This is a genomic window from Bacillus sp. MRMR6 (assembly GCF_001940785.1).
Classification (GTDB): domain Bacteria; phylum Bacillota; class Bacilli; order Bacillales; family Cytobacillaceae; genus Neobacillus.
In genome coordinates, this window is the sequence record NZ_MSLS01000017.1 from 14,278 (window position 1) to 34,379 (window position 20,102).

Here is a 20,102-nt window from a genome sequence, read left to right on the forward strand (position 1 = left end):
ATTACTTCACAAGCCTTTTTACCGGAACGGGAACTCTTGCAACAACCCGGTTGACGATTTCTTCTGCTGAGATCCCTTCAAACTTCGCTTCTGACTTTAAAATAATTCGATGAGATAGCACGAATTGTGCTAAATACTGAATGTCGTCAGGAAGGACATAGTCACGGCCATACATGTAAGCATAAGCCTGAGCGGCTTTCATTAATGAGATCGAACCCCTTGGACTTGCTCCAAGATAAACACCGCCAAATCCCCTTGTCCGGTTAACGATGTCGACGATGTACCGTTTAATCGTCTCATCCACATACACCTCTTTGATCTCTCTTTGTAATCCAATCAGCCCTTCTAGGCCAATGACTGGAGATAAATCTTCAATCGGAGGAACCTTTTGTACCCGGTTTAACACTTCAATTTCCTCATCCATATCTGGATAGCCCATCTTCATTTTTAAAAGAAAGCGGTCAAGCTGTGCTTCTGGCAACGGATAGGTTCCCTCATATTCGATTGGGTTTTGAGTCGCCATTACAAAGAATGGTTTTTGCAGGCGGTGTGTGACCCCATCTATTGTGACACTTGCCTCTTCCATTCCCTCTAATAAGGCCGATTGCGTTTTTGGAGAGGTTCGATTGATTTCATCTGCTAGAATAATATTCCCCATCAACGGACCAGGACGAAATTGAAATTCCATTTCCTTTGGATTATAAATCGAAACACCTGTTACATCTGATGGTAAGAGGTCGGGGGTAAACTGAATTCTGCGAAAGTTTGCATTGACGGACTTAGCAAGCGCACGGACCATCATCGTTTTTCCCACTCCCGGAACATCCTCCAGCAGGACATGCCCTTCTGCCAGTAAGGCAACGAGACTTAATTCTGCCACATTTCTTTTTCCAATCATTACTTTTTCAATGTTTAATAAAACCTTTTCTATTATCGGATTCATTTGCTCATTACCCAAGTTGAACTCCTCCTCAATTCATTCACCGAAATTACCAATATATCTATCTATTCTATTTTTCCTATTAAATTCCTTTATACATGACAGACAATCTTCAAATACAGCTAATTTATAGACGGCCTGAGCAGGAAATATGTTTCAGTCCATTTATTTTTTAATATTTTTTACAAAATTCCTTGGTATAAAATGGATACAAAAAAGTAGATTTCCACTTAAATCAAACCTAAAAAAACCATTCGCAACTATCGAATGGTTTCTTTACATGATCTATCAGTGATACGATCCTATCCGCCTACAGGCTTTGCCACTTTTACATATACCTAACCTATAAGCTGCTCCACTTCCCCTTTAGTCGGCAGCGCAGAGATGGCTCCTTTTCCTGTTGTCGTGAGAGCACCACTTGCATTTGCAAATCGGAGTATGTCGGTTTGATTGCCTCGAAGTACTTCCTCCATGTTAGCTGGGTTCGCTTGCAAAACTAGTAATTGATATAAGAATCCGCCAATGAAGGCGTCACCCGCCCCGGTTGTGTCTACAGGTTCAACAGCGTATCCGCTCGATTCAAACATGTCATCTTTTAAAAACAAATCCGCTCCAGCAGCTCCCTTTGTGTAGACAACTGCCTTCACATTTCCAACGAACAATGATTGGATCGCGTCCGACTCTTCTTTGATTCCTGTAATAAACTCAAGTTCTTCATCGGAAACCTTTACGATATCAGCAGTCGGTAAAAATTCCAGAATCGCCTTTCGACAGTCCTCTGGGTCTGCCCAAAGTGGGAGTCTAACATTTGGATCAAAACTGATCAAGCCTCCTGCAGCTGAAACAGCCGCGATCGCTTTCTTATGTGCCTGTTTCATCGGGCTTTCTACAAGATCAACCGAGCAAAAGTGGAGGATATCTCCCGCTTGAAACCATGCTGGATTGATTTCCTTCTCGCTTAACAGCAAATCTGCAGAAGGATTACGGTAAAATGAAAAATCACGTTCTCCGTTATCTTTTAACGAGACAAAAGCCAAGGCCGTATTCGCCTCTCCAGTACGGTATACTTTGTCCGTCTCAACACCAGCCTCAACAAGCTTCTCTACTAAAAAATCGCCAAACGCATCGTTCCCTAATTTAGAAATCATCGCAGCTTTCTGTCCATATTTGGCAACGGCCGCAGCCACATTTGCCGGAGCTCCCCCTGGAGCCCTCTCAAACGAGACAACATCCTTTAATGCCACCCCTTTTTCAAGGGGAATAAAATCAATTAACACTTCACCAATCGAAAATAGCTTTCCCATTCCGTCACCTCTAGTAAGTTTAAGAGTCTATGATATCCCATTTAACAGCCGTTACTTTCGTTTCGCCGCCTCGAGCAAACACACGGATTCCATTACTATTTTTACTAGGAAAAATCCTTGCTGTAAATACTTCTTCCCCATTATTTACAAACACCTCAACAGATGAAACATCTACAAAAATCCGAAACGACATTTTTTCAGCGTCGACCGTACATTTTCGAACGGTACCAAACTCCTCTGCAAAGGATTCGCCCGACTCCGTCCGATCAAACACCACCTTTTTCGAAACAGCATCAACCTTGATTACCGTTTTCTCCATTGGTCCGACACGTAGTTCCAAACCAAACTCCTCGGCTGTACTATTAGAGAACTCCGCAAAAAGCTCATACACTTCTCCCTCAAAGTCAGCCAAACCAGTATTTTCATTTTCGACCATTTGAGAGATTTCTACCTTTTTCCCGCGAAGGCATTCCAGCTCAGAGACAGGCTGCTGAACTAACTTTCCGTCCTTAACCGATAGCTCCCTAGGCAATGTTAAACAGTGTGCCCAGCCATTTTTATCAGTAGGATAGTCAATTTCCGGCAATCCCATCCAGCCGACTACAATTCGGCGCCCCTGCTGATCCACGGTTGACTGCGGTGCGTAAAATTCAAAGCCACGGTCCAACTCATGAAATGCACCATGCTTTAATAGGTTCTTCTCTAAATCTATTGGACTTCCTACTACATACCCTGATTGATAAATATTTTGATAGTGGTCACCTTCTGCTTTTAACCCTTGCGGGGAGAATAGGAACACGCCTTGCCCGTCCAGCTCAAAGTAGTCGGGACATTCCCACATATAGCCAAAGTCTTCTCCTAGCCCAGTCTTCACTTCTCCCGCAAACTGCCAGTCTTTTAGATCGCAAGAGCGGTATAAAACGACAGTTCCAGTCTCATTTTCCCTCTGGGCACCAATCACCGCGTAGAAATGATCTCCATCTTTCCAAACCTTTGGATCACGGTAATGATCTGTATAGCCAGATGGAACCTCTGCAATCACCGGCTCATCCATTTTGATAATACTTCCATCCGGATTCAGTACAGCCAAACATTGATACGGATGTCTCTTCCAATTTTCATCGCGTGTATTGCCCGTGTACATGAGATATAATTTCCCATCATGCTCAATTCCACTTCCGGAATACGCGCCGTGACAATCAAATTCATTCGTCGGTTCAATGCCCATTCCAACATTTTCCCAATGAACAAGATTTTTAGATTTTGTATGATACCAATGCTTTAATCCATGAACCGGCCCGAGTGGAAACCATTGATAGAATAAATGATATTCCCCGTTAAAATAGCTAAAGCCATTCGGGTCATTTAACAATCCTGTTACAGGCTGAATATGAAAAGACTGACGCCATGGGCATTGATTCACGAGTTTCGCTAACCCTTGAATTTCCTCTTTGCTCACATCAATCATGCTTCTGTATCGTTGTTCTTTAGTCCATTCCATGCTGTTCACTCCTAATACAGAAAGGAGAATCACAGGATTCTCCTTTTCATTTTTTATTATGCTGCTGCTTGATCAGATGTTTGTTTAACTGCTTTTTTTTCGTCTCTTTTAGCTAAAACAATCGTGACGAGAAACGCTACAGCAAAGGCGATGAGCATGCCGATAATATAAGAAATGATTGTATCTGGACGAATCGAGATGATTCCCGGGATACCCGCTGCCCCTAACGCCGTTGCTTTCACCTTGAACATCGTAACAAAGCCAGATCCGGCAGCTGAACCAATTATGGCACCGATAAATGGATAGCGTAATTTCAAGTTAACCCCAAACATCGCTGGTTCTGTAATCCCTAATAAAGCAGAAATCCCGGCTGCTGAAGCCGTTCCTTTGATCTTGGCATTCTTTGTTGTCTTTAGTACCGCAAGTGTTGCTCCTCCTTGAGCAATATTTGACATCGCGGCAATGACGAAGATAAACGACCCACCCGTTTTGACAACATCAGCAAGCAGTTGTGTTTCTACTGCAATAAAGCTATGGTGCATACCTGTAATAACAATTGGTGCGTATACTAAACCGAAGATGATTCCACCAATCACACCTGTTGTGTCATATAACCAAACGATTCCATCTGTTAATAGATTACCAGCTGAGCGTGTCAGCGGTCCTACCAAAGTGAACGTTAAAACCCCAGTAATAAAGATCGAGAATAACGGTGTTAATAGATTGTCTAATGCCGATGGTACAACCTTACGTAACCATGTTTCGATCTTAGCTAGAATAAAAGATGCGGCTAGAACAGGTAGTACCGTTCCCTGATAGCCCACCTTTTCAATTTCAAGGCCAAAAAGATTCCAAACTGGAACTTCATTATTCAATAATGCAGCACCGTAACCGTACCCATTTAATAAGTCCGGATGAACCATAAGCATCCCTAGAGTGGCCCCAAGAAACGGATTCCCTCCAAATCGTTTCGTTGCTGAAAACCCAATTAAAATCGGTAAAAAGACAAAGGCTGCATTTGCAAATGTATTAATAAGTGCAGCTAAATCCGCCATTTCTGGATTGGCATCCACTAAGGATTTTCCTTCAATAAACAAGTCCGGAGCCGTTAGGATATTGTTGATCCCCATTAGTAAACCACCAGCTACGATTGCTGGGATTATCGGAACGAAAATGTCTGACAGCATTTTGACGAATTGTTGAATTGGATTCAGTTTCTTCGTGGCCGCATCTTTGACATCACTCGTTGACATTTCCGTTTGACCAGCCATCTCCGCCAAGTGCCTATAGACCTCGTTCACCGTTCCTGAACCTAAGATAATTTGAAACTGGCCTCCCGTAGAAAAGGTCCCTTTTACAACATCCATATTTTCCAGAGCTGCTTGATTCACAACCGATTCATCATGTAATACTAGACGTAAGCGTGTGGCGCAATGTGCTGCAGCTGAAAGATTTTCCTTACCACCAATAGCATCTAGAACTTCCCGTGCAATTTTTTTATGATCCATCTTAATCCCTCTCTTATCTTTCATAATAAGGAACCGGTTCCAATTTAAAATTAAAATAAAACCTCTCCCCAAGAGGAACCGGTTCCAAAATACATTAAAAAAATATAATGGCTAAAAAGAGAAACCGAGTTCGTTTGATACCAAGTGAATGGTTCTCTTGATTGGAACCGGTTTCGTTGTTTTTATTATAGGCGACGATTTAAGAGATTGTCAACGCTTTCTCGCTCAATAATCTCAAATTTAGAAGTGGTTATTTTTTCTACTGGACGTTCATTAACTAATTCTACAATATGTCTTGCAGCCGTTTGCCCTGCATCCTTGTAAAAAAACTTCGCGGTCGTTAAGCCAGGATGGATGATTCCTGTCACATCATAACCACCAAATCCCGTTACCGCTAGATCTTTAGGAATCGTCATCCCCTCTGAATACGCTGCCTTCAGAACCCCAAGGGCAATATTATCGGTCGCACAAACAAAGATGGAAGGCTGAAATTCATCGATGATTTCCATTGCACTAGCTTGTGCAGCTGGAATCTTGAACAATGTCTCATAGAAGTGCACCTGACAATCCGCTACTTCTTTCATCGCCTTTTTAAAGCCCTGCTTTCGCTTTATCCCTACAGAAATGTCCCGCTCCGTTACCCCTAGGTAAGCAATTTTTCGATATCCTTTTTCAAGGACATATCGCCCCATCTCATAACCAGCGTTAAAATCATCATGAATGAGACTATGAAAGTTCTCGTGCTCTTGTCCTATTAACAGGACTGGAACATTAACTGCTTCAAAAGCCTCGATATGCTGATCGGTGATTTCGGTAGCAAGCAAAATAATTCCCGCCATCTTTTGATTCGCAAAGCTATAAATACTCTCAATCTCTCGCTCCAGATTTTGACTAGTATTGGAGATCAGCATTTGATAGTTCATACGCTTTAATTGCTCATCAATCCCCATTAACGTTTGCGAAGCAGCATACGAATCAAGCCGCGGAACAATCGTGCCAATAATATTTGTTCTCTTCGCTTTCAAGCTCTGTGCAAATGGATTTGGAGTATATCCGGTTTCCTTAATCGCCTGTTCAATTTTTTTCTTTGTTGCTTCCCCAACAGAGCCACCATTTAAAAACCGAGACACCGTACTCTTCGCCACACCCGCCAGCTTAGCAATATCTGATATTGTACTCATGATCCTCAACCTCATAACGTATTCATATATGATTATACTATCATAAAAAAATTCATTCACAATGGAGCAATTATGCCTAGCATGCTGTTTTGTAAAAACCAAAAAGGCCATTCATCAGATACTAATCTGATAAATGGCCTTCTCAAAATTGTGATTAATAGCTCAGTCCATGACCAAGTTGATAGATATTTCCATCGCTATCCTTATAGGCATATTGCAGTCCCTCAGGCATATATTTGTCTTTGTCATAGCCCGGTACATCATTTCTTGACACACAATCACCATTTTCATCAACTGCAATCACTGCTTCACTAGCTGGTAATGTTAACGGCAGGACGCCCACTGGTTGGAAATCACCTGCGATTACCTCAAATTGCGGCTTATAGAAGGTATCGTATCCAACAATCAACGCATCTGCTAACGATTCAACATTTCCAAGAATCCACGGCAAAGTAATATTCACACTGATGATTACTTTTCCTCCGCGACTATGAACGCTGTCACAAACTTCTTTCAAATGATCCATCCCCGTTAACGTAGTTTCTTGATACGTGCTGCCATCTAACGCTGTTAACGTTTTGTTTTCGCATAATTCAAGTTCTAACAGACCCGGTGTCGCATTGAAATAGGATCCGGATTTTGGATGTAGGAACAATACAGCTATGTCTGCTCCTTCATACTGATTGACCAGCGTGAATCGGCCAAGCTCTTCGCATTCTTTCCTTGCCTTTTCCGTGTAAGACGCTGCTCGTTCTGATTCCCTGTGAAATACTTCTACATAAACCTTCTTACCATCAAGCTTTTCAGCTGTTAACGGCATGGCCTGGTTTGAATTCTTTAGAATGGTTACCGACTTTTTATGTGCCTCATAAGCGGCTTCCCAATGTGCTGGAGTGTTAACCACTGAATTAGCATGTTCTGGTGAAACATACGTACGATCATCAAACAATCCCAAGGTAAACATTTCGGTAAGAAGTCGGACATTTGCTTCATTAATACGCTTTTCACTAATCCAGCCCTTTTCGATTGCTGTTTTAAGATTTTCGATATCATTTGTATCCGCAACAAGATCGGTACCCGCATTGACGGCCTTTGCAAAACGTTCAGCCTCGCTTAAGTTCTCAACACCCCAGGCCATTTTATTGACAATACCGCTGTCACTATTAATATAACCAGTGAATCCTAGTTTTTCTCTAAGGATATGATGGATGAAATAATGATTAAACGTAAAGCCAACCTCTTCGAAAGGAATGTCTTCGCCCTCAAATTCTTGAACCACACTCTTTTTGATGCTAGGAATCGAATAGTATGGCATAATCGAAGCTGTTCCGTGTTCTACCGCTGCTCTAAATGGTGGTAAGTGGTACTTTTCTAAGCTTCCAGGAGTCGGATATAAATTCCATTTCCCTTCTTCATAATGAGGGTCGAATCCATTTTCCCTTGCTCCACCGCCAGGAAAATGCTTCGTTGTCATCGCAATACTCTGACTACCTAAATTCTCTCCTTGGAACCCGTCAATGAGGCGGCCAATCACATCAGAAATAAATTCCGGATCTTCCCCAAACGTACCATATGTTCGCTGCCATCTAGGATCCGTGACCGTATCAGCCATATACATATATCCTTTTCTGATGCCAGTTGCAGCCCACTCATCATGTGCGATTTGGGCAAATTGGCTGATAAGAGATGCATCACCGCCATTTTTTATATCTCCTTTAGCCGCGGCAGCAAGTCCAAGCGTGCCTGGCCATGTGGAAAAGATCCCAGCAGCATCATTCATTCCAAAAATCGGTTCCGCATTTTCGTTCCTAGAATTTGATGCAATTAAGCAAGGAATACCAAGACGTGTTCCCTCACATACCTCATTCATCGTATTAATCCATTCTGCCATTTCTGCCGGACTCCAATTGTCCCGATGAATGAAATGACGCAAATGCATCTTTTCAATGGTATGTGTCGTTCCCATAATTTTATTGACAGCAAAAATATTTTCGCCTTTTTCAACAATCGCTTCATCTAATACACCATCATGGCTTGTCTTACTTTTATCTTTTTGAGAGAGCCCCATCTGACGGGTATTAATCAGCATCATGCCCACTTTTTCATCAGTATTCATTAATGAGACTAGGTTCTCAGCACGTTCTTTTGGACTTAAACGCCAATCTTTATAAGGCTCTAGTTTCCCACTGTTATTCAAATCTTTGAATTTTAAGCCATCCACTTCAATGATTTTTTTGACTCTAACTTCTAATTCAGGTTGTTTATCGTTCATCATCTAAATGCCTCCTAAACTTATCCCTTACTATTAATCCAGCTAATTTATCTTCTATTGGTACTCCATTTTGGATAGATCGATATAATGATTTCGCTTACAGTGTTATAATAACAACAAAAAGTAATTAATAAATATCATTTATTGCTAAAAATATTGTAAATGTTGCTATATGAAAGGGCGGCCGTAAATGAAGCAGTCGATTCATATCCCAGTAGTCCATCAAACGTTTGAAATTTATGACTTTAGCCATAAAAATCACTCCTATGATTTGCTCAAAAAATATAACAATTCAGTAGAAAGATTATATCAATTAGATCCTTTATTTCGCTTACACACTCACGACGTGATGGAGATTTTGGTGTTTTTAGGCGGGGATTGTGATTTTTTCTGTGAAGGAAAGACCTACACCCTTAGAAGAGGGGATGTTATGTTGGTGCCTCCTTATGCGGTTCATCAGGCAATCGTAAAGAATATCGATTCCTATCAACGGATCATCATCAACATTAGTAATCGTCTAATGGCAGACTTTGCTTCAAGTTCACCATCTATGAATGAGCATATGGTTTATCAAAAGACACAAGGTTCTTATTTGTTACATCTTAATAAAGCAAACTTTCAAAATATCACCTCTTTACTTCATGAAATATCAACTAGAAAACAAAATGGTGAAGAAAACATTTCCTTCACCTTACAATATCTATTATTCCAAGCACTTCAAGTCATATATACTTCTGTGGGCCGTTTGCAAGGGAATAAGGAAGAACACGATGAAAGGCTCGTGTCGATACTAGAATACATTGAAGCACATGTAACAGAGCCAGACCTAAGTTTAGACAAGGTTTCGAGCCATTTTCATTTAAACAAATACTATTTTTCTCATTATTTTAAAAAACAGATGAACCTACCGTTCTACCGGTATGTATCATTAAAACGCCTATCATTTGCTGTAACGATGATTAAACAAAATCAAATCCCGATCGAGCAAATTAGCTTAAAGTGCGGCTTTCCTGATTATTCGAGTTTCTATAGACTCTTCAAAAAAGAATACAACCTTTCTCCGAAAAAATTGCAAAAGGAATATAAAAATCAATAATTTGTATAATAAAGGGGCTAATCTTAAGCTCGAAACTTAAGATTAGCCCCTTTTTAATGATTCTCAATTGATGGGTTTTATTATTTACTAGCCCATTCGTCTAGCTGTTTTTGCTTTTCTTCAATAATTCTATCTATTCCAGCTGCTTTTAACTTAGTGATAAATTCTGGAAGAACCTCTTCTGGTTCCACACTTCCTGTTTCTAAAGAAAGCTTGTATTGATTAATAACATTGCTCACAGCTGTATATTCACTTCTTACTGGTTCTGCATTAAATGTAAAACCTAATGCTTTCGATGTTTTAGCCGTTTTGTTAAATTCTTTATATTGTCCAGCTAAACCTGGATCTGATCCATTCCAAACATATCCTGATCCAAACTGATTTCCGAACATAAAGTTTTGGTTCAAACCATATCCAGTAGTAGAGCCATCTACTCCTTCTGGGTAATCAATCACACCCTCAGAAGCCTCCACATAGTGCTCTCCTTCAATCCCAAAATGAATCAAACGAATGATATCTTGATCGCTATACATTAAATTAAGGAATTGAAATGCTTTTTCTGGATTTTGTGAGTTAATAGGTATCCCCCAGTTCAACCCAACAACATTTGAAGTAGTCGAGTAAGTATCGCCTAGAGGTACTGTAACCATTTCCATTCCAAACTTTTTAGATTCATCCCCTGCTGCACCTGGTTTTAATCCCGTAAACATGGATGCTCCTCTGTTAGACTTAACTAAATCAATTTGACTGTCTTGGTTTGTTGCTGAATCCTTCATAATATAACCAGCTTTATACCACTTTCTAAGTAGGTTCAAGTGTTCTGCATATTCAGGAGTTTCATATAAATTTACTACTTTTAAGTCGTTATCAAATCCAGGTAACACACCAATCCCATCACCTAACCTATCGTACCAACGATAATGGTCAAGCATAGAGAAACCTACACCTGCTGGAACAAGTGGAGCAACAGTAGGATTGTTCGATTTAATTTGTTCAAAAACGGACTCAAGATCCTCAAACTTCTGTACCTTTGTTAAGTCAATGCCCGCCTCATCTACATATCTTTTAGCAACTAATAATCCAGGCTGTTCAGCCATTTCATTATAGTTAGGAATAATGTAGTGTTTATTATTATGTTTCGCTGCTTCCAAATACTGTGGTTCAAATACATTTTTAATTCCGTCACCGTGTGCATCCAAAAAGCTGTCTAACTCGTTTAATGAACCTTTAGATATTAGACCATCCACTGTTCTAAAGCTAACCATTAACAAATCAAGTTTTTCATTACTCGTTAACATTAAGTTAAATTGTTGGTCATACGCTCCAATACTAATGGGTTCGAAGTTCACTGTTGCATTGATTTTTTCTTTTGTAATCTCACTAACAGCAGCCTCTATTTTGTTCATGTCTTTTGGCACAGGTCCAAATACCGGAAAAGCCATTACAATTTCATAAGTCTCTTCTGACTTACCATCTTTACCATCACTGTCATTTGAAGCAGTGTCATTTTTTGGCGAACAAGCTGAGACGAACACTACCAATGCAAGTAATAGGATTTTTAACATGTTCCAATTCTTCACCATTGCTATCCCTCTTTTTGTTTTTATTTTTAGTACAACTTAATTGTAAGTGTTTTCATAGAATGTAACCGCTACAATTCAGACATCTAGATATCACTATTTCGACTTCCCTAGTGCTATTTTACTGATCCAATGGCAATCCCTTTTACTAAATACTTTTGGAACAATGGATAAGCTACGATGATCGGCAATATCCCTACAACCGCAATCGCCATTCTAATCGTTGCAGATGGTAGTTGCGATATAGCTTCTCCTGATTGTGCTGCATAATCACTATTACTAGTTAAAAATTGGATGTCAGATAATATTCGATTTAGTATGTTTTGGATACTGTAAAGCGATGGGTCGGTAAGATAAATTAAACCATTCATCCAATCGTTCCAATACATAATCGTTTGCAGCAACCCAATTGTCGCTAAAATCGGAAGGGACATAGGTAAAACGATTGAGAAAAATGCTCTAAATTCACTCGCACCATCAATTCGAGCAGATTCTAAGACAGCATCCGGAATGGTATTCATGAAGAACGTTCTCATAAGCAGGACATTAAAACCATTTACAAGTAACACTGGTACGATCAGTGCCCAAATTGTATTCTTTATATCAAAGATTTGTGTATAAACGTAATAAGTCGGTACAAGTCCTCCATTAAATAATAGCGTAAAGAAGACCATAAAAGTGATTATTCTCCCTAAAGGCATATCTTTTCTAGACAACGGGTAGGCCAGTAAAGCTGTAAGCGCTAATCCAATAGAAGTCCCGACCACCGTTACAAGGATGGTAATTCCATATGCTCTAAACAACTGTCCTCGTTGCTCCCAAAGATATTGATAGGCTTGATTACTCAAGCTTTCAGGTAAAAAGGAATAACCATTTTTAAGAATTGCCATTTCATCTGTGACCGATGAAATTACTAACAAAAGAAACGGAATGATACAAATGATTGAAATACTAGCTAAAGTAATGTGTGAAATCCACTGCCATCTTCGTGTTTCTTTATTCATATAAAGCACCTCCTATTAAAATAAAGCATTATCCTTGCTAAATTTACGAACAATTAAATTGGCCAAAAGAACTAAAGCAAATCCAACGACTGATTGATAGAAACCTGCGGCTGAAGACATTCCGATATCTCCAAGCTGCAAGAGACCTCGATATACATACGTATCAATTACATTGGTCGTATCATATAACATCCCAGAATTTAATGGTACCTGGTAAAACAATCCAAAATCAGAATAAAAAATCCGTCCAATTGAAAGCAACGTCATCATGACAATTACTGGAGATATCAATGGAAGGGTAATTTTTCTAATTTGCTGTAACTTAGATGCCCCGTCCAATGTTGCCGCTTCATAATATTCTTTATCAATTCCAATAACGGCAGAGAAAAAGATGATGGTAAAGAAACCAATACTTTTCCATAAATTAACGATTGGTAAGATAAAAGGCCAATATTTCGGTTCCATATACCAAGAAATTGGCTCCAAGCCCAGGAATGGGAGGATGGTTTTATTTAGAATCCCACTTTCAACACTTAAGCCCGCATAAACTAAATAACTGACTACTACCATGGAAATTAAGAAAGGAATTAAGATAATACTTTGATATAATCTCACAAAAAAAACTTTTCTGATCTCATTTAACAAGATGGCAACAGCGAGAGCCGCAACTGTATTCAAAATAATAAACGAACCATTATACAACAACGTATTTCGGGTAATAATAAAAGCGTCTTGTGTCTTAAACAGGAATTCAAAATTCTTCAATCCAACCCAGTCACTACCAAAGATCCCCTTTGCAAAATGAAAGTCTTTAAAGGCAATAACGAGTCCAAACATTGGTAAATAGTTGTTAATTAAGAGGTAAAGTAAGCCTGGTGCAAGCATGATGAAAAAAGGAATATACCCCCTAAACCTTCTTATTTTCCTCTTAGACACTATACTTGTTGAAACATTAGGTTCCAGGTTTGGCCCATTTTTGTATTCCAGGTCTTTTCTTATTGTCTCTGCCATTAAAAAAGCCTCCCTATTCGATTTAGATTGATTAATATATACAAATGATAACGCATTCATTGCCCCCCCACTACTTCCCTATAGACTTTTCAATAGTAGTATTACGACCTAATAAAAAAATCCCGAACATATATGAACGGGATGATTCTAAAACTTTAGGGGGAGTAAAGCCTTAATGCTCTATTAACTTGTTTTCTATTGAACTTCTAGCCTGTATTCCACGGGTGTTACTCCTTGGTGTTTTTTGAATAGCTTCGAGAAATAGGAAAAGTTACTATACCCAACATAAGTAGCCACAGAGCTAACAGACATATCAGTTTTTTCTAATAGCTCTTTGGAAATATTCATACGTTCATTTACTAGATATTCTGAAATAGATAACCCTGTTTCCCTTTTAAAAATTCGCGATAGATAATCTGGATTTAAGAATACTTCATTAGCAATATCCTCACGTGAGATATTTTGATCAATATTCGCTGTGATATATTGAATCGCCTTTTCTAGCACAGAGTCTGATTTGTTGCTGGTCTCAGAGAACTCTTTCACTCTTGCTACACTATGCGAAATCCACTCGATAAGATTCTTTATCGACCGACACGCATGATTTAATTTATCGACAGATTGTTGATCATTGAAAATAAGATGTGCTTGAATCCCTTTTTGCTTTAACGTATAGTAAATCATCTGTTGAAAATCATGATAGAAGTTTCGTAACTTCTTTGCATCGATTCCTTCCTTGTTCATATCCTTCAAAACGGAACCAGCTTCATCGATCACTCTAGTGTAATGACCTTCTTGAAGCATGACGGACCACAAGCTCATGTCGGGGAGTGAAAAATTGGAGTCTATCACTATCTTTTCATCAAACGAGAATACCTTATTCAAAAAAGAAACGTTATTTCGATCCAATTCATATAAATCATCAACCATACCAATAAATGCATCCGCTAGTGTCATATTTCCAAGATAACAAGTAAGATCATAACCTAAAGTACGGTGACAACCTGTCACATAGGACTCACATAGCTGTTTCAATTTCTTCTGGCCTAACTCCTCAACTTCTGGAGCAAATAGAATCACGATCAGCTTTTCTTGTCCTTGGCGAATAACTTGGCCTCTATAACCATTTCTTTTAAAAAAGAACTCTTCCCCTTCTATTTTTAACGCTTGCTCAATCGCTCTCTCCTCATTACTACTTCGCGATTCATTCAAGCCTTGGAAACTAATGAGAATAGGCATGACCTGTTGTTTCTCCTTAAACTCAATCGACCGTTCATCCGCAGCGTGCTTAATTGCCTGTAAGTTACTTTCAATCGTTCCGTTTAGAATATCATGCCAAAAACGTTCCACTAAATAGGGTTGATTTTTCACCCATTGCTCTCCAAGCATGCTTCCTTGCTTTAATTCTTTTTCCTTATCTATTTTATTTATCGATTTTTTAATGACCTCTTCTAGCTCCACAAAAGGAACTGGTTTTAAAATATAATCCATACTCCCTAATTGAATGGCCTTTTTTGCAAAATCAAAATCTGCATGACATGTAAGAAAAATACACTCTGTATTTGGATAAGTTTCCCTAACCCATGCTAGAAGTTCTAAACCGCTTCCCTGAGGCATTTCGATATCACAAAGCATAATATCAATAGAATGACCTGCAAAAACTTCCTTTGCTTGTCGATTATTATGCGCTGTATATACTTTATTTATATGAAGACTTTCCCAGTTCAAACCCGCCTTGACGCCTTCTACCGCATGTATCTCATCATCCACAATCAATACCGAGTACATCTTTCTTCCCCCTTTATAATCTAGTTTTGCCTTTCAGGTAACATCAACTCAACCCAAGCACCACTTGGAATTGCATTTTTAAAGGATATCGATACGCGGTCTGGATAAAGCAGCTGCAATCTTCGTTGTACATTCCAGATTCCAATATGCTTACCTTGATTTCCTCGGATACGATTACCAGTATTCAGATCAGTTAACACCGCTTCAGGAAAACCTACACCCGTATCTTGTATGATTATCTTTATTTTATCCTCCATATCGAAATTGGCTGATTCTACTCTTATAGATAAATGAATGGAGTAATCCATATTAATCGCATATTTAATCGCATTCTCTACAAACGTCTGAATCACAACCGGAGGAAGCTCGGTATTCAATAAGCGGTCTTCCACATCAACTTGATAGGTAAATCTATCAGGAAAGCGCAGCTCTTGAATCCGTAAATAGTTTTTCACGTGAGTTAATTCATCTTTTAGTAAGACAAAGTCTGTATTGGCATTTAAGGTATATCGGAAATAGCGAACCAAACATAGCGTCATTTCCTGTACAAGGTCATGTTTTTTTACTTGAGCAAGATTAAAGATAATATTCAACGTATTCATAAAGAAATGCGGATTGATTTGATATTGTAAAAATTGCAATTCTGTTTTCTGTTTTAGGATTCGCTCTTCATATATATTAATCTTTAATTCTTTTATTTGATCCATCATCTGATTAAATGTATGGTTTACAAGCTGAAATTCTTCAGAGGTTACATCCTTCGGTATTCGAGCATCTAGATTTCCACTTCCGATTCGTTTCATTGCATAAACAATATTTTGAAGAGGAGCCAATACCCCTTTATTTAATAAAAACAGGCTTAAAGGGATGATTAACAAGGAACCCAACGCAACAATAGTAGCAATTTGTTTTTGAGATTTAAAATTCTCGGTAATCTTATCATCTGGTATCATGGCAACAAGGCTAAAATTAGCCATGGTTGATGGCTGCCCAACGATTAAAAACTTATCTTTACTTCCTGAGAGATAATAGTTGTCTAGATTACCTGTCAGGTTGATAAGATTCTTCTCAAGTAACCCCGTAGGCGCCCCAACTGTCTCACCAGCATCAGTTACAAAAAAGGAGGAACCTATCTCGCCAAAATCAATTAAATTTAGTGGAGTTAATAATGTTTCTAGATTTAGCCATGCCCCTACCACTACTCCACTAGTTTTTATATATCGGAATAAGTAGTGTTCACCATCAATCGCTTTTAGATGCCATCCTTTCTCGTTAACCTCCAAGCTGTCTTCATTAATCACATGACGGATATAATTTCTAGCATTTACTCGATCTTTATAAGGTGCACTATCAAGCTTAAATGCTTCTGTAAATTCTCCGGTATGGTTGGAATATAAAAAGAGCGAATCAATCGATTCGAACATTAGAATATGATCCTTTATTTTACTCTGGGCTCTTATCTTTGCTAATGTATAATCCTTCTCTGATAAAAAATACTCCAATTGCTGAATATCATGATCGAACGTTGCCGTATTAATGAGATATTCCTCTACTGTTTTTAACGTACTATCAATCGTACCCATATAAAGGGTGACCATTTTGTCATTAGATTCTGCCACTTCTTCACGAGCAACATCCATCGCATGATAATTACTATAAATGATTAATATGAGTAATGGCACAATGAGTACCAAAAATCCTATCACTAACTTTAAGCGGATTGAATTCCATGATATCTTTGTTTTCACCTGTTGTTTCCCCTTTTTATTTATAACCCTCTCCTAATTTTAACGAATATTCAATTATTTTTATATAATAATAATAGAAAAAACCTCTTCCACATGCTGCCAATAGACATGAAAGAGGTTTTTTCTAGAGCCGATACAGCATAACTTTATTGTAAGGGCTTTCTTATAGGTTCACTATTACTATTACGACTTGATAGTAGTATCCTTCCGACTTTTTTCATATTTTCGGAATAAGTTGTTGCTTAAAAACATTAATAATAGGGCAATTACACTTCCACTATAAAAAGGAATCACACCTGGGAATTTCAGAAAAAGGAAGCATAAGACCCCTGTTAAAACTGCCTTGCTAAAAGTGACTATAGGACTTACTGTCATTAATATGAAGGCATTTTTAATCACTTCCTTAAGCTTTATATTGAAGTGAACGAATACCGGAAAGACATATAAAAGTGTAAGAATATACACGGCAGTAATAATCGTGTATGGGATATAAAGCCATTTATAGATAGGGATGACTGTGGCCTCAATAATGGTAAAATTGAAATACATAACAAAACCTATAAATACAATAATTAAGCCTAGCAGGTTACTTTTTACAAATTCAGCTTTATAGGTTGTCCAAAACAATTTAAAAACGGGAACGTCCAAGTCCTTCCTTACCCATTTACGGACAACAGCAAACATGGCAACTGTTGCAGGAAAGAAACCGAGTATAACTAATCCTAACAGAGAAAAGATCATCCATAGTATGTTTACATAGGCTAATCTCATAACCCACTCTGAAATGCTATAAAAGCCACGCATCAACCCTGCCACATGTTTTCCTCCTTTGATGAAAGAGCCACTGTAGACCAACTTTGCAGCATTATTTAATCCATAAGAACCTCTTATAATATTAAATTCATTTTACATGGTAACGCTGTTATTGGCTATATCAATTACGGCTATTTAATATAACGATTATGACTTTTGGTTTCATTCCAGCAACTCCTTAGTGGATGTAAAACTAAAAAAAGAAGCGGCCAACACTATTGTGCAGGCCGCTCCCAAACCAATGTTTCTATTAAAATGGTACTTTTTTATAATATCTTCTCGTTGTCAGCGGGTGATCCCTTTGCTCTTCTAAGTGGCAGCTTACTCTCTCAAGTAACGCCGCAAAGACAATTGGAGAAACGAGACTACGCAGACCTTCGGAAATGCCCTCTAATGGATATTCCTTCGTATCAAAAATAGTTACTTCCTTCGAATAATGTTCAGCAAATCGCTCGACTCTTTCCGCTAGCGGACGGGTTCGATCTTCCCCTTTTAGCAGGATTATGCTCGTATCTTCCTCCACTAATTCCAAGGTACCATGGAAGAAATCAGAGGCATGAACCGGTCGTGTTTTAATCCACTGCATTTCTTCTAAAATACACATGCTATAATAATAGGTTTGACCCCAATCGATCCCTGTTCCTGAAAGGATATGGTACGGTGTATCTTTATGTTTCCTGGCAAACTCCGCCGCCCGCGGTTCTACCTCTTCCTTCACGGTAAGGAGGGCATTTGGGAGATGTCGCATTTCCTCAACAAATTGCTGATAAACTGGAAATTCATTACGCTTATACATCAAACGGAACGCTAGTAAATAGGACTGGATATAGAACGATTCACAGGAGGTATCATCGGCCGCATAATTGATAAAGGTATAATCGGTTCCCATCGCTAACGGTGTAGCGGCGTGCCCTACAAGGCTGATTGTCACCGCCCCTTTTTCTCTGCAAAATGCCGCTGCCTCCACTGTTTCTTTGGTGGTACCAGACAAAGAAGGCAAGATAACCAATGAATGTTCACCCAGGTGCTGATGATCCATCAACATCAATTCCGAAGAGATTTCTGTATAAACAGGCAGCTTGGAATGTGTCTTTAAAATATATTCAGCCGAGCGCATCAGGATAGCCGCTCCTCCAGTTCCCACAAAAAATACATTTTCCAACCCTTTTTCTACCACCGAATCGATTACCTGATCGAATTCATCCTTAAGAGATAAGGCACCATTTTGAATGGTTAAATATCTTTCCACATCAAAGTTAAACATGCCAATCGCCTCCTAGTAAGCCATTTTACGATAATATCTGCGAGTCTCTAACGGATGATTTCTTTCCCGCTCAAGATAAACACTGATTCGGCCCGTTAATGCCCAGTTCAGGCAGATTGCAAAGTGCTTTCTGAATTCATCACTAACTCCTTCCAAGCGGTAATCCTTTGTATCTATAATGAACAGTTCGTTGGTGATATTTTCTGCGAATCGTTCCACACGTTCTACCAATGGACGAGTTTCATCTTCGCCCTTGAATAAAATCACACTTGTATTTTCTTCAAGCAGCTCAAGCGTACCGTGGAAGAATTCAGCCGCATGAATGGATTTGGACTTGATCCACTGCATTTCTTCTAAGATACACATTGCGTAGGAATAAGTATTCCCCCACAGGTTTCCGGCCCCAACGAGCATATGGTAATCAGTATTTTTATGTTTGATCGCGAATTGCTCAGCTTGTGAGTCGAACTGCTCTAATGCATCGACGATCCCTTGTGGTAAGAGGGAAATTTCTTTTGCAAACTGGTCATATTGCGGAAACTCATCATTGTTGTGAATAAAACGGAACGTTAGCAGCTGCAGGTGAATAAAGAAAGTGTCAAACGAGTGCTTCTCATGACCAGTAGAGATGCAGTAATCAACCGCCTCAGCCAATGGCGTGCCTTGTTCTGCAACTAGCCCAATCGTTGTCGCACCCTTGCTCTTACAGAACTCAGCAGCCGCTACTGTTTCTTTTGTGGTGCCAGTAACTGAAGCAAAGATACAAACAGAATCCTTGGTCAGGTGGCGATTATTCATCACCATAAGCTCAGCTGCAATTTCTGCATGTACCTCCAGTGTGGAATTGGACTTTAAGATATACTCATATGGATACATCATCGCAATCGTCCCGCCGGAACCGATTAGGAAAATATTTTTAAATCCTTTAGCTGAAACACCATCAACAACCTTCTCAATTTCCTCTTTCTTCGCGATAGCCTCTTTCCCAACCAATTGTAAAAATAACTCAGCATCAAATTTCAACATCTACACTACCTCCAAATTTTTATTAGAATTATTAGCACTACATCTTTGGTGCCTAACACCATAAAT

At 39.1% G+C, this 20,102-nt stretch carries 15 protein-coding genes; 1 reads left to right on the forward strand and 14 read right to left on the reverse strand.

The window, feature by feature from the left end:
* Position 1: 1 nt before the first annotated feature.
* The 6 genes from BTR25_RS15980 to BTR25_RS16005 form a co-directional block, all read right to left on the reverse strand.
* Positions 2–943 (reverse strand): AAA family ATPase, encoded by a 942-nt coding sequence (locus BTR25_RS15980; RefSeq protein WP_075689110.1) that lies wholly within the window; start codon positions 941–943, stop codon positions 2–4.
* Positions 944–1,278: 335 nt separating this feature from the next.
* On the reverse strand, positions 1,279–2,244 hold the full coding sequence (locus BTR25_RS15985; protein ID WP_075689048.1) for a carbohydrate kinase family protein: 966 nt from the start codon (positions 2,242–2,244) through the stop codon (positions 1,279–1,281).
* 19 nt (positions 2,245–2,263) lie between these two features.
* Positions 2,264–3,745 carry a glycoside hydrolase family 32 protein gene (locus BTR25_RS15990; RefSeq protein ID WP_075689049.1) on the reverse strand — a complete coding sequence of 494 codons (1,482 nt, stop codon included), beginning with the start codon at positions 3,743–3,745 and terminating at the stop codon, positions 2,264–2,266.
* Between the two features lie 56 nt (positions 3,746–3,801).
* Positions 3,802–5,253: a sucrose-specific PTS transporter subunit IIBC gene (locus BTR25_RS15995; protein WP_075689050.1), complete on the reverse strand. Its 1,452-nt coding sequence runs from the start codon at positions 5,251–5,253 to the stop codon at positions 3,802–3,804.
* Between the two features lie 185 nt (positions 5,254–5,438).
* Entirely contained in the window at positions 5,439–6,434 is a 996-nt protein-coding gene (locus BTR25_RS16000; protein WP_075689051.1) for a LacI family DNA-binding transcriptional regulator, read from the reverse strand.
* Between the two features lie 154 nt (positions 6,435–6,588).
* Positions 6,589–8,709 (reverse strand): glycoside hydrolase family 3 protein, encoded by a 2,121-nt coding sequence (locus BTR25_RS16005; RefSeq protein WP_075689052.1) that lies wholly within the window; start codon positions 8,707–8,709, stop codon positions 6,589–6,591.
* A gap of 187 nt (positions 8,710–8,896) precedes the next feature.
* On the opposite strand from BTR25_RS16005, the gene BTR25_RS16010 reads away from it, so the two are divergent.
* Positions 8,897–9,802: a helix-turn-helix domain-containing protein gene (locus tag BTR25_RS16010; RefSeq protein WP_075689053.1), complete on the forward strand. Its 906-nt coding sequence runs from the start codon at positions 8,897–8,899 to the stop codon at positions 9,800–9,802.
* A gap of 80 nt (positions 9,803–9,882) precedes the next feature.
* On the opposite strand, the gene BTR25_RS16015 is transcribed toward BTR25_RS16010, so the two are convergent.
* The 8 genes from BTR25_RS16015 to BTR25_RS16050 all read right to left on the reverse strand — a co-directional run bounded on the left by BTR25_RS16015 (position 9,883) and on the right by BTR25_RS16050 (position 20,036).
* Positions 9,883–11,385: an ABC transporter substrate-binding protein gene (locus tag BTR25_RS16015; protein WP_075689054.1), complete on the reverse strand. Its 1,503-nt coding sequence runs from the start codon at positions 11,383–11,385 to the stop codon at positions 9,883–9,885.
* A gap of 113 nt (positions 11,386–11,498) precedes the next feature.
* Positions 11,499–12,386 carry a carbohydrate ABC transporter permease gene (locus BTR25_RS16020; RefSeq protein WP_075689055.1) on the reverse strand — a complete coding sequence of 296 codons (888 nt, stop codon included), beginning with the start codon at positions 12,384–12,386 and terminating at the stop codon, positions 11,499–11,501.
* Between the two features lie 15 nt (positions 12,387–12,401).
* A complete protein-coding gene (locus tag BTR25_RS16025) occupies positions 12,402–13,271 on the reverse strand; it encodes an ABC transporter permease (RefSeq protein WP_083652424.1) in 870 nt (289 codons plus the stop codon).
* 321 nt (positions 13,272–13,592) lie between these two features.
* Positions 13,593–15,185: a response regulator transcription factor gene (locus BTR25_RS16030; RefSeq protein WP_075689056.1), complete on the reverse strand. Its 1,593-nt coding sequence runs from the start codon at positions 15,183–15,185 to the stop codon at positions 13,593–13,595.
* A 20-nt stretch (positions 15,186–15,205) separates the two neighbouring features.
* Positions 15,206–16,933, reverse strand: a complete 1,728-nt coding sequence (locus BTR25_RS16035; protein ID WP_083652415.1) for a sensor histidine kinase — start codon at positions 16,931–16,933, stop codon at positions 15,206–15,208.
* A gap of 183 nt (positions 16,934–17,116) precedes the next feature.
* A complete protein-coding gene (locus BTR25_RS16040) occupies positions 17,117–17,749 on the reverse strand; it encodes a YesL family protein (protein WP_083652416.1) in 633 nt (210 codons plus the stop codon).
* 247 nt (positions 17,750–17,996) lie between these two features.
* Entirely contained in the window at positions 17,997–19,010 is a 1,014-nt protein-coding gene (locus tag BTR25_RS16045; protein WP_075689058.1) for an SIS domain-containing protein, read from the reverse strand.
* A gap of 12 nt (positions 19,011–19,022) precedes the next feature.
* Entirely contained in the window at positions 19,023–20,036 is a 1,014-nt protein-coding gene (locus tag BTR25_RS16050) for an SIS domain-containing protein (RefSeq protein WP_075689059.1), read from the reverse strand.
* Positions 20,037–20,102: the final 66 nt, after the last annotated feature.

Bases quoted from the DNA above. Each gene is read 5' to 3' on its own strand.
- BTR25_RS15995 (WP_075689050.1), bottom strand. From the start codon at position 5,253: ATGGATCATAAAAAAATTGCACGGGAAGTTCTAGATGCTATTGGTGGT.
- BTR25_RS15990 (WP_075689049.1), bottom strand. From the start codon at position 3,745: ATGGAATGGACTAAAGAACAACGATACAGAAGCATGATTGATGTGAGC.
- BTR25_RS16010 (WP_075689053.1), top strand. From the start codon at position 8,897: ATGAAGCAGTCGATTCATATCCCAGTAGTCCATCAAACGTTTGAAATT.
- BTR25_RS15985 (WP_075689048.1), bottom strand. From the start codon at position 2,244: ATGGGAAAGCTATTTTCGATTGGTGAAGTGTTAATTGATTTTATTCCC.
- BTR25_RS16020 (WP_075689055.1), bottom strand. From the start codon at position 12,386: ATGAATAAAGAAACACGAAGATGGCAGTGGATTTCACACATTACTTTA.
- BTR25_RS16030 (WP_075689056.1), bottom strand. From the start codon at position 15,185: ATGTACTCGGTATTGATTGTGGATGATGAGATACATGCGGTAGAAGGC.
- BTR25_RS16015 (WP_075689054.1), bottom strand. From the start codon at position 11,385: ATGGTGAAGAATTGGAACATGTTAAAAATCCTATTACTTGCATTGGTA.
- BTR25_RS16050 (WP_075689059.1), bottom strand. From the start codon at position 20,036: ATGTTGAAATTTGATGCTGAGTTATTTTTACAATTGGTTGGGAAAGAG.
- BTR25_RS16005 (WP_075689052.1), bottom strand. From the start codon at position 8,709: ATGATGAACGATAAACAACCTGAATTAGAAGTTAGAGTCAAAAAAATC.
- BTR25_RS16000 (WP_075689051.1), bottom strand. From the start codon at position 6,434: ATGAGTACAATATCAGATATTGCTAAGCTGGCGGGTGTGGCGAAGAGT.
- BTR25_RS16045 (WP_075689058.1), bottom strand. From the start codon at position 19,010: ATGTTTAACTTTGATGTGGAAAGATATTTAACCATTCAAAATGGTGCC.
- BTR25_RS15980 (WP_075689110.1), bottom strand. From the start codon at position 943: ATGAATCCGATAATAGAAAAGGTTTTATTAAACATTGAAAAAGTAATG.
- BTR25_RS16025 (WP_083652424.1), bottom strand. From the start codon at position 13,271: ATGCTTGCACCAGGCTTACTTTACCTCTTAATTAACAACTATTTACCA.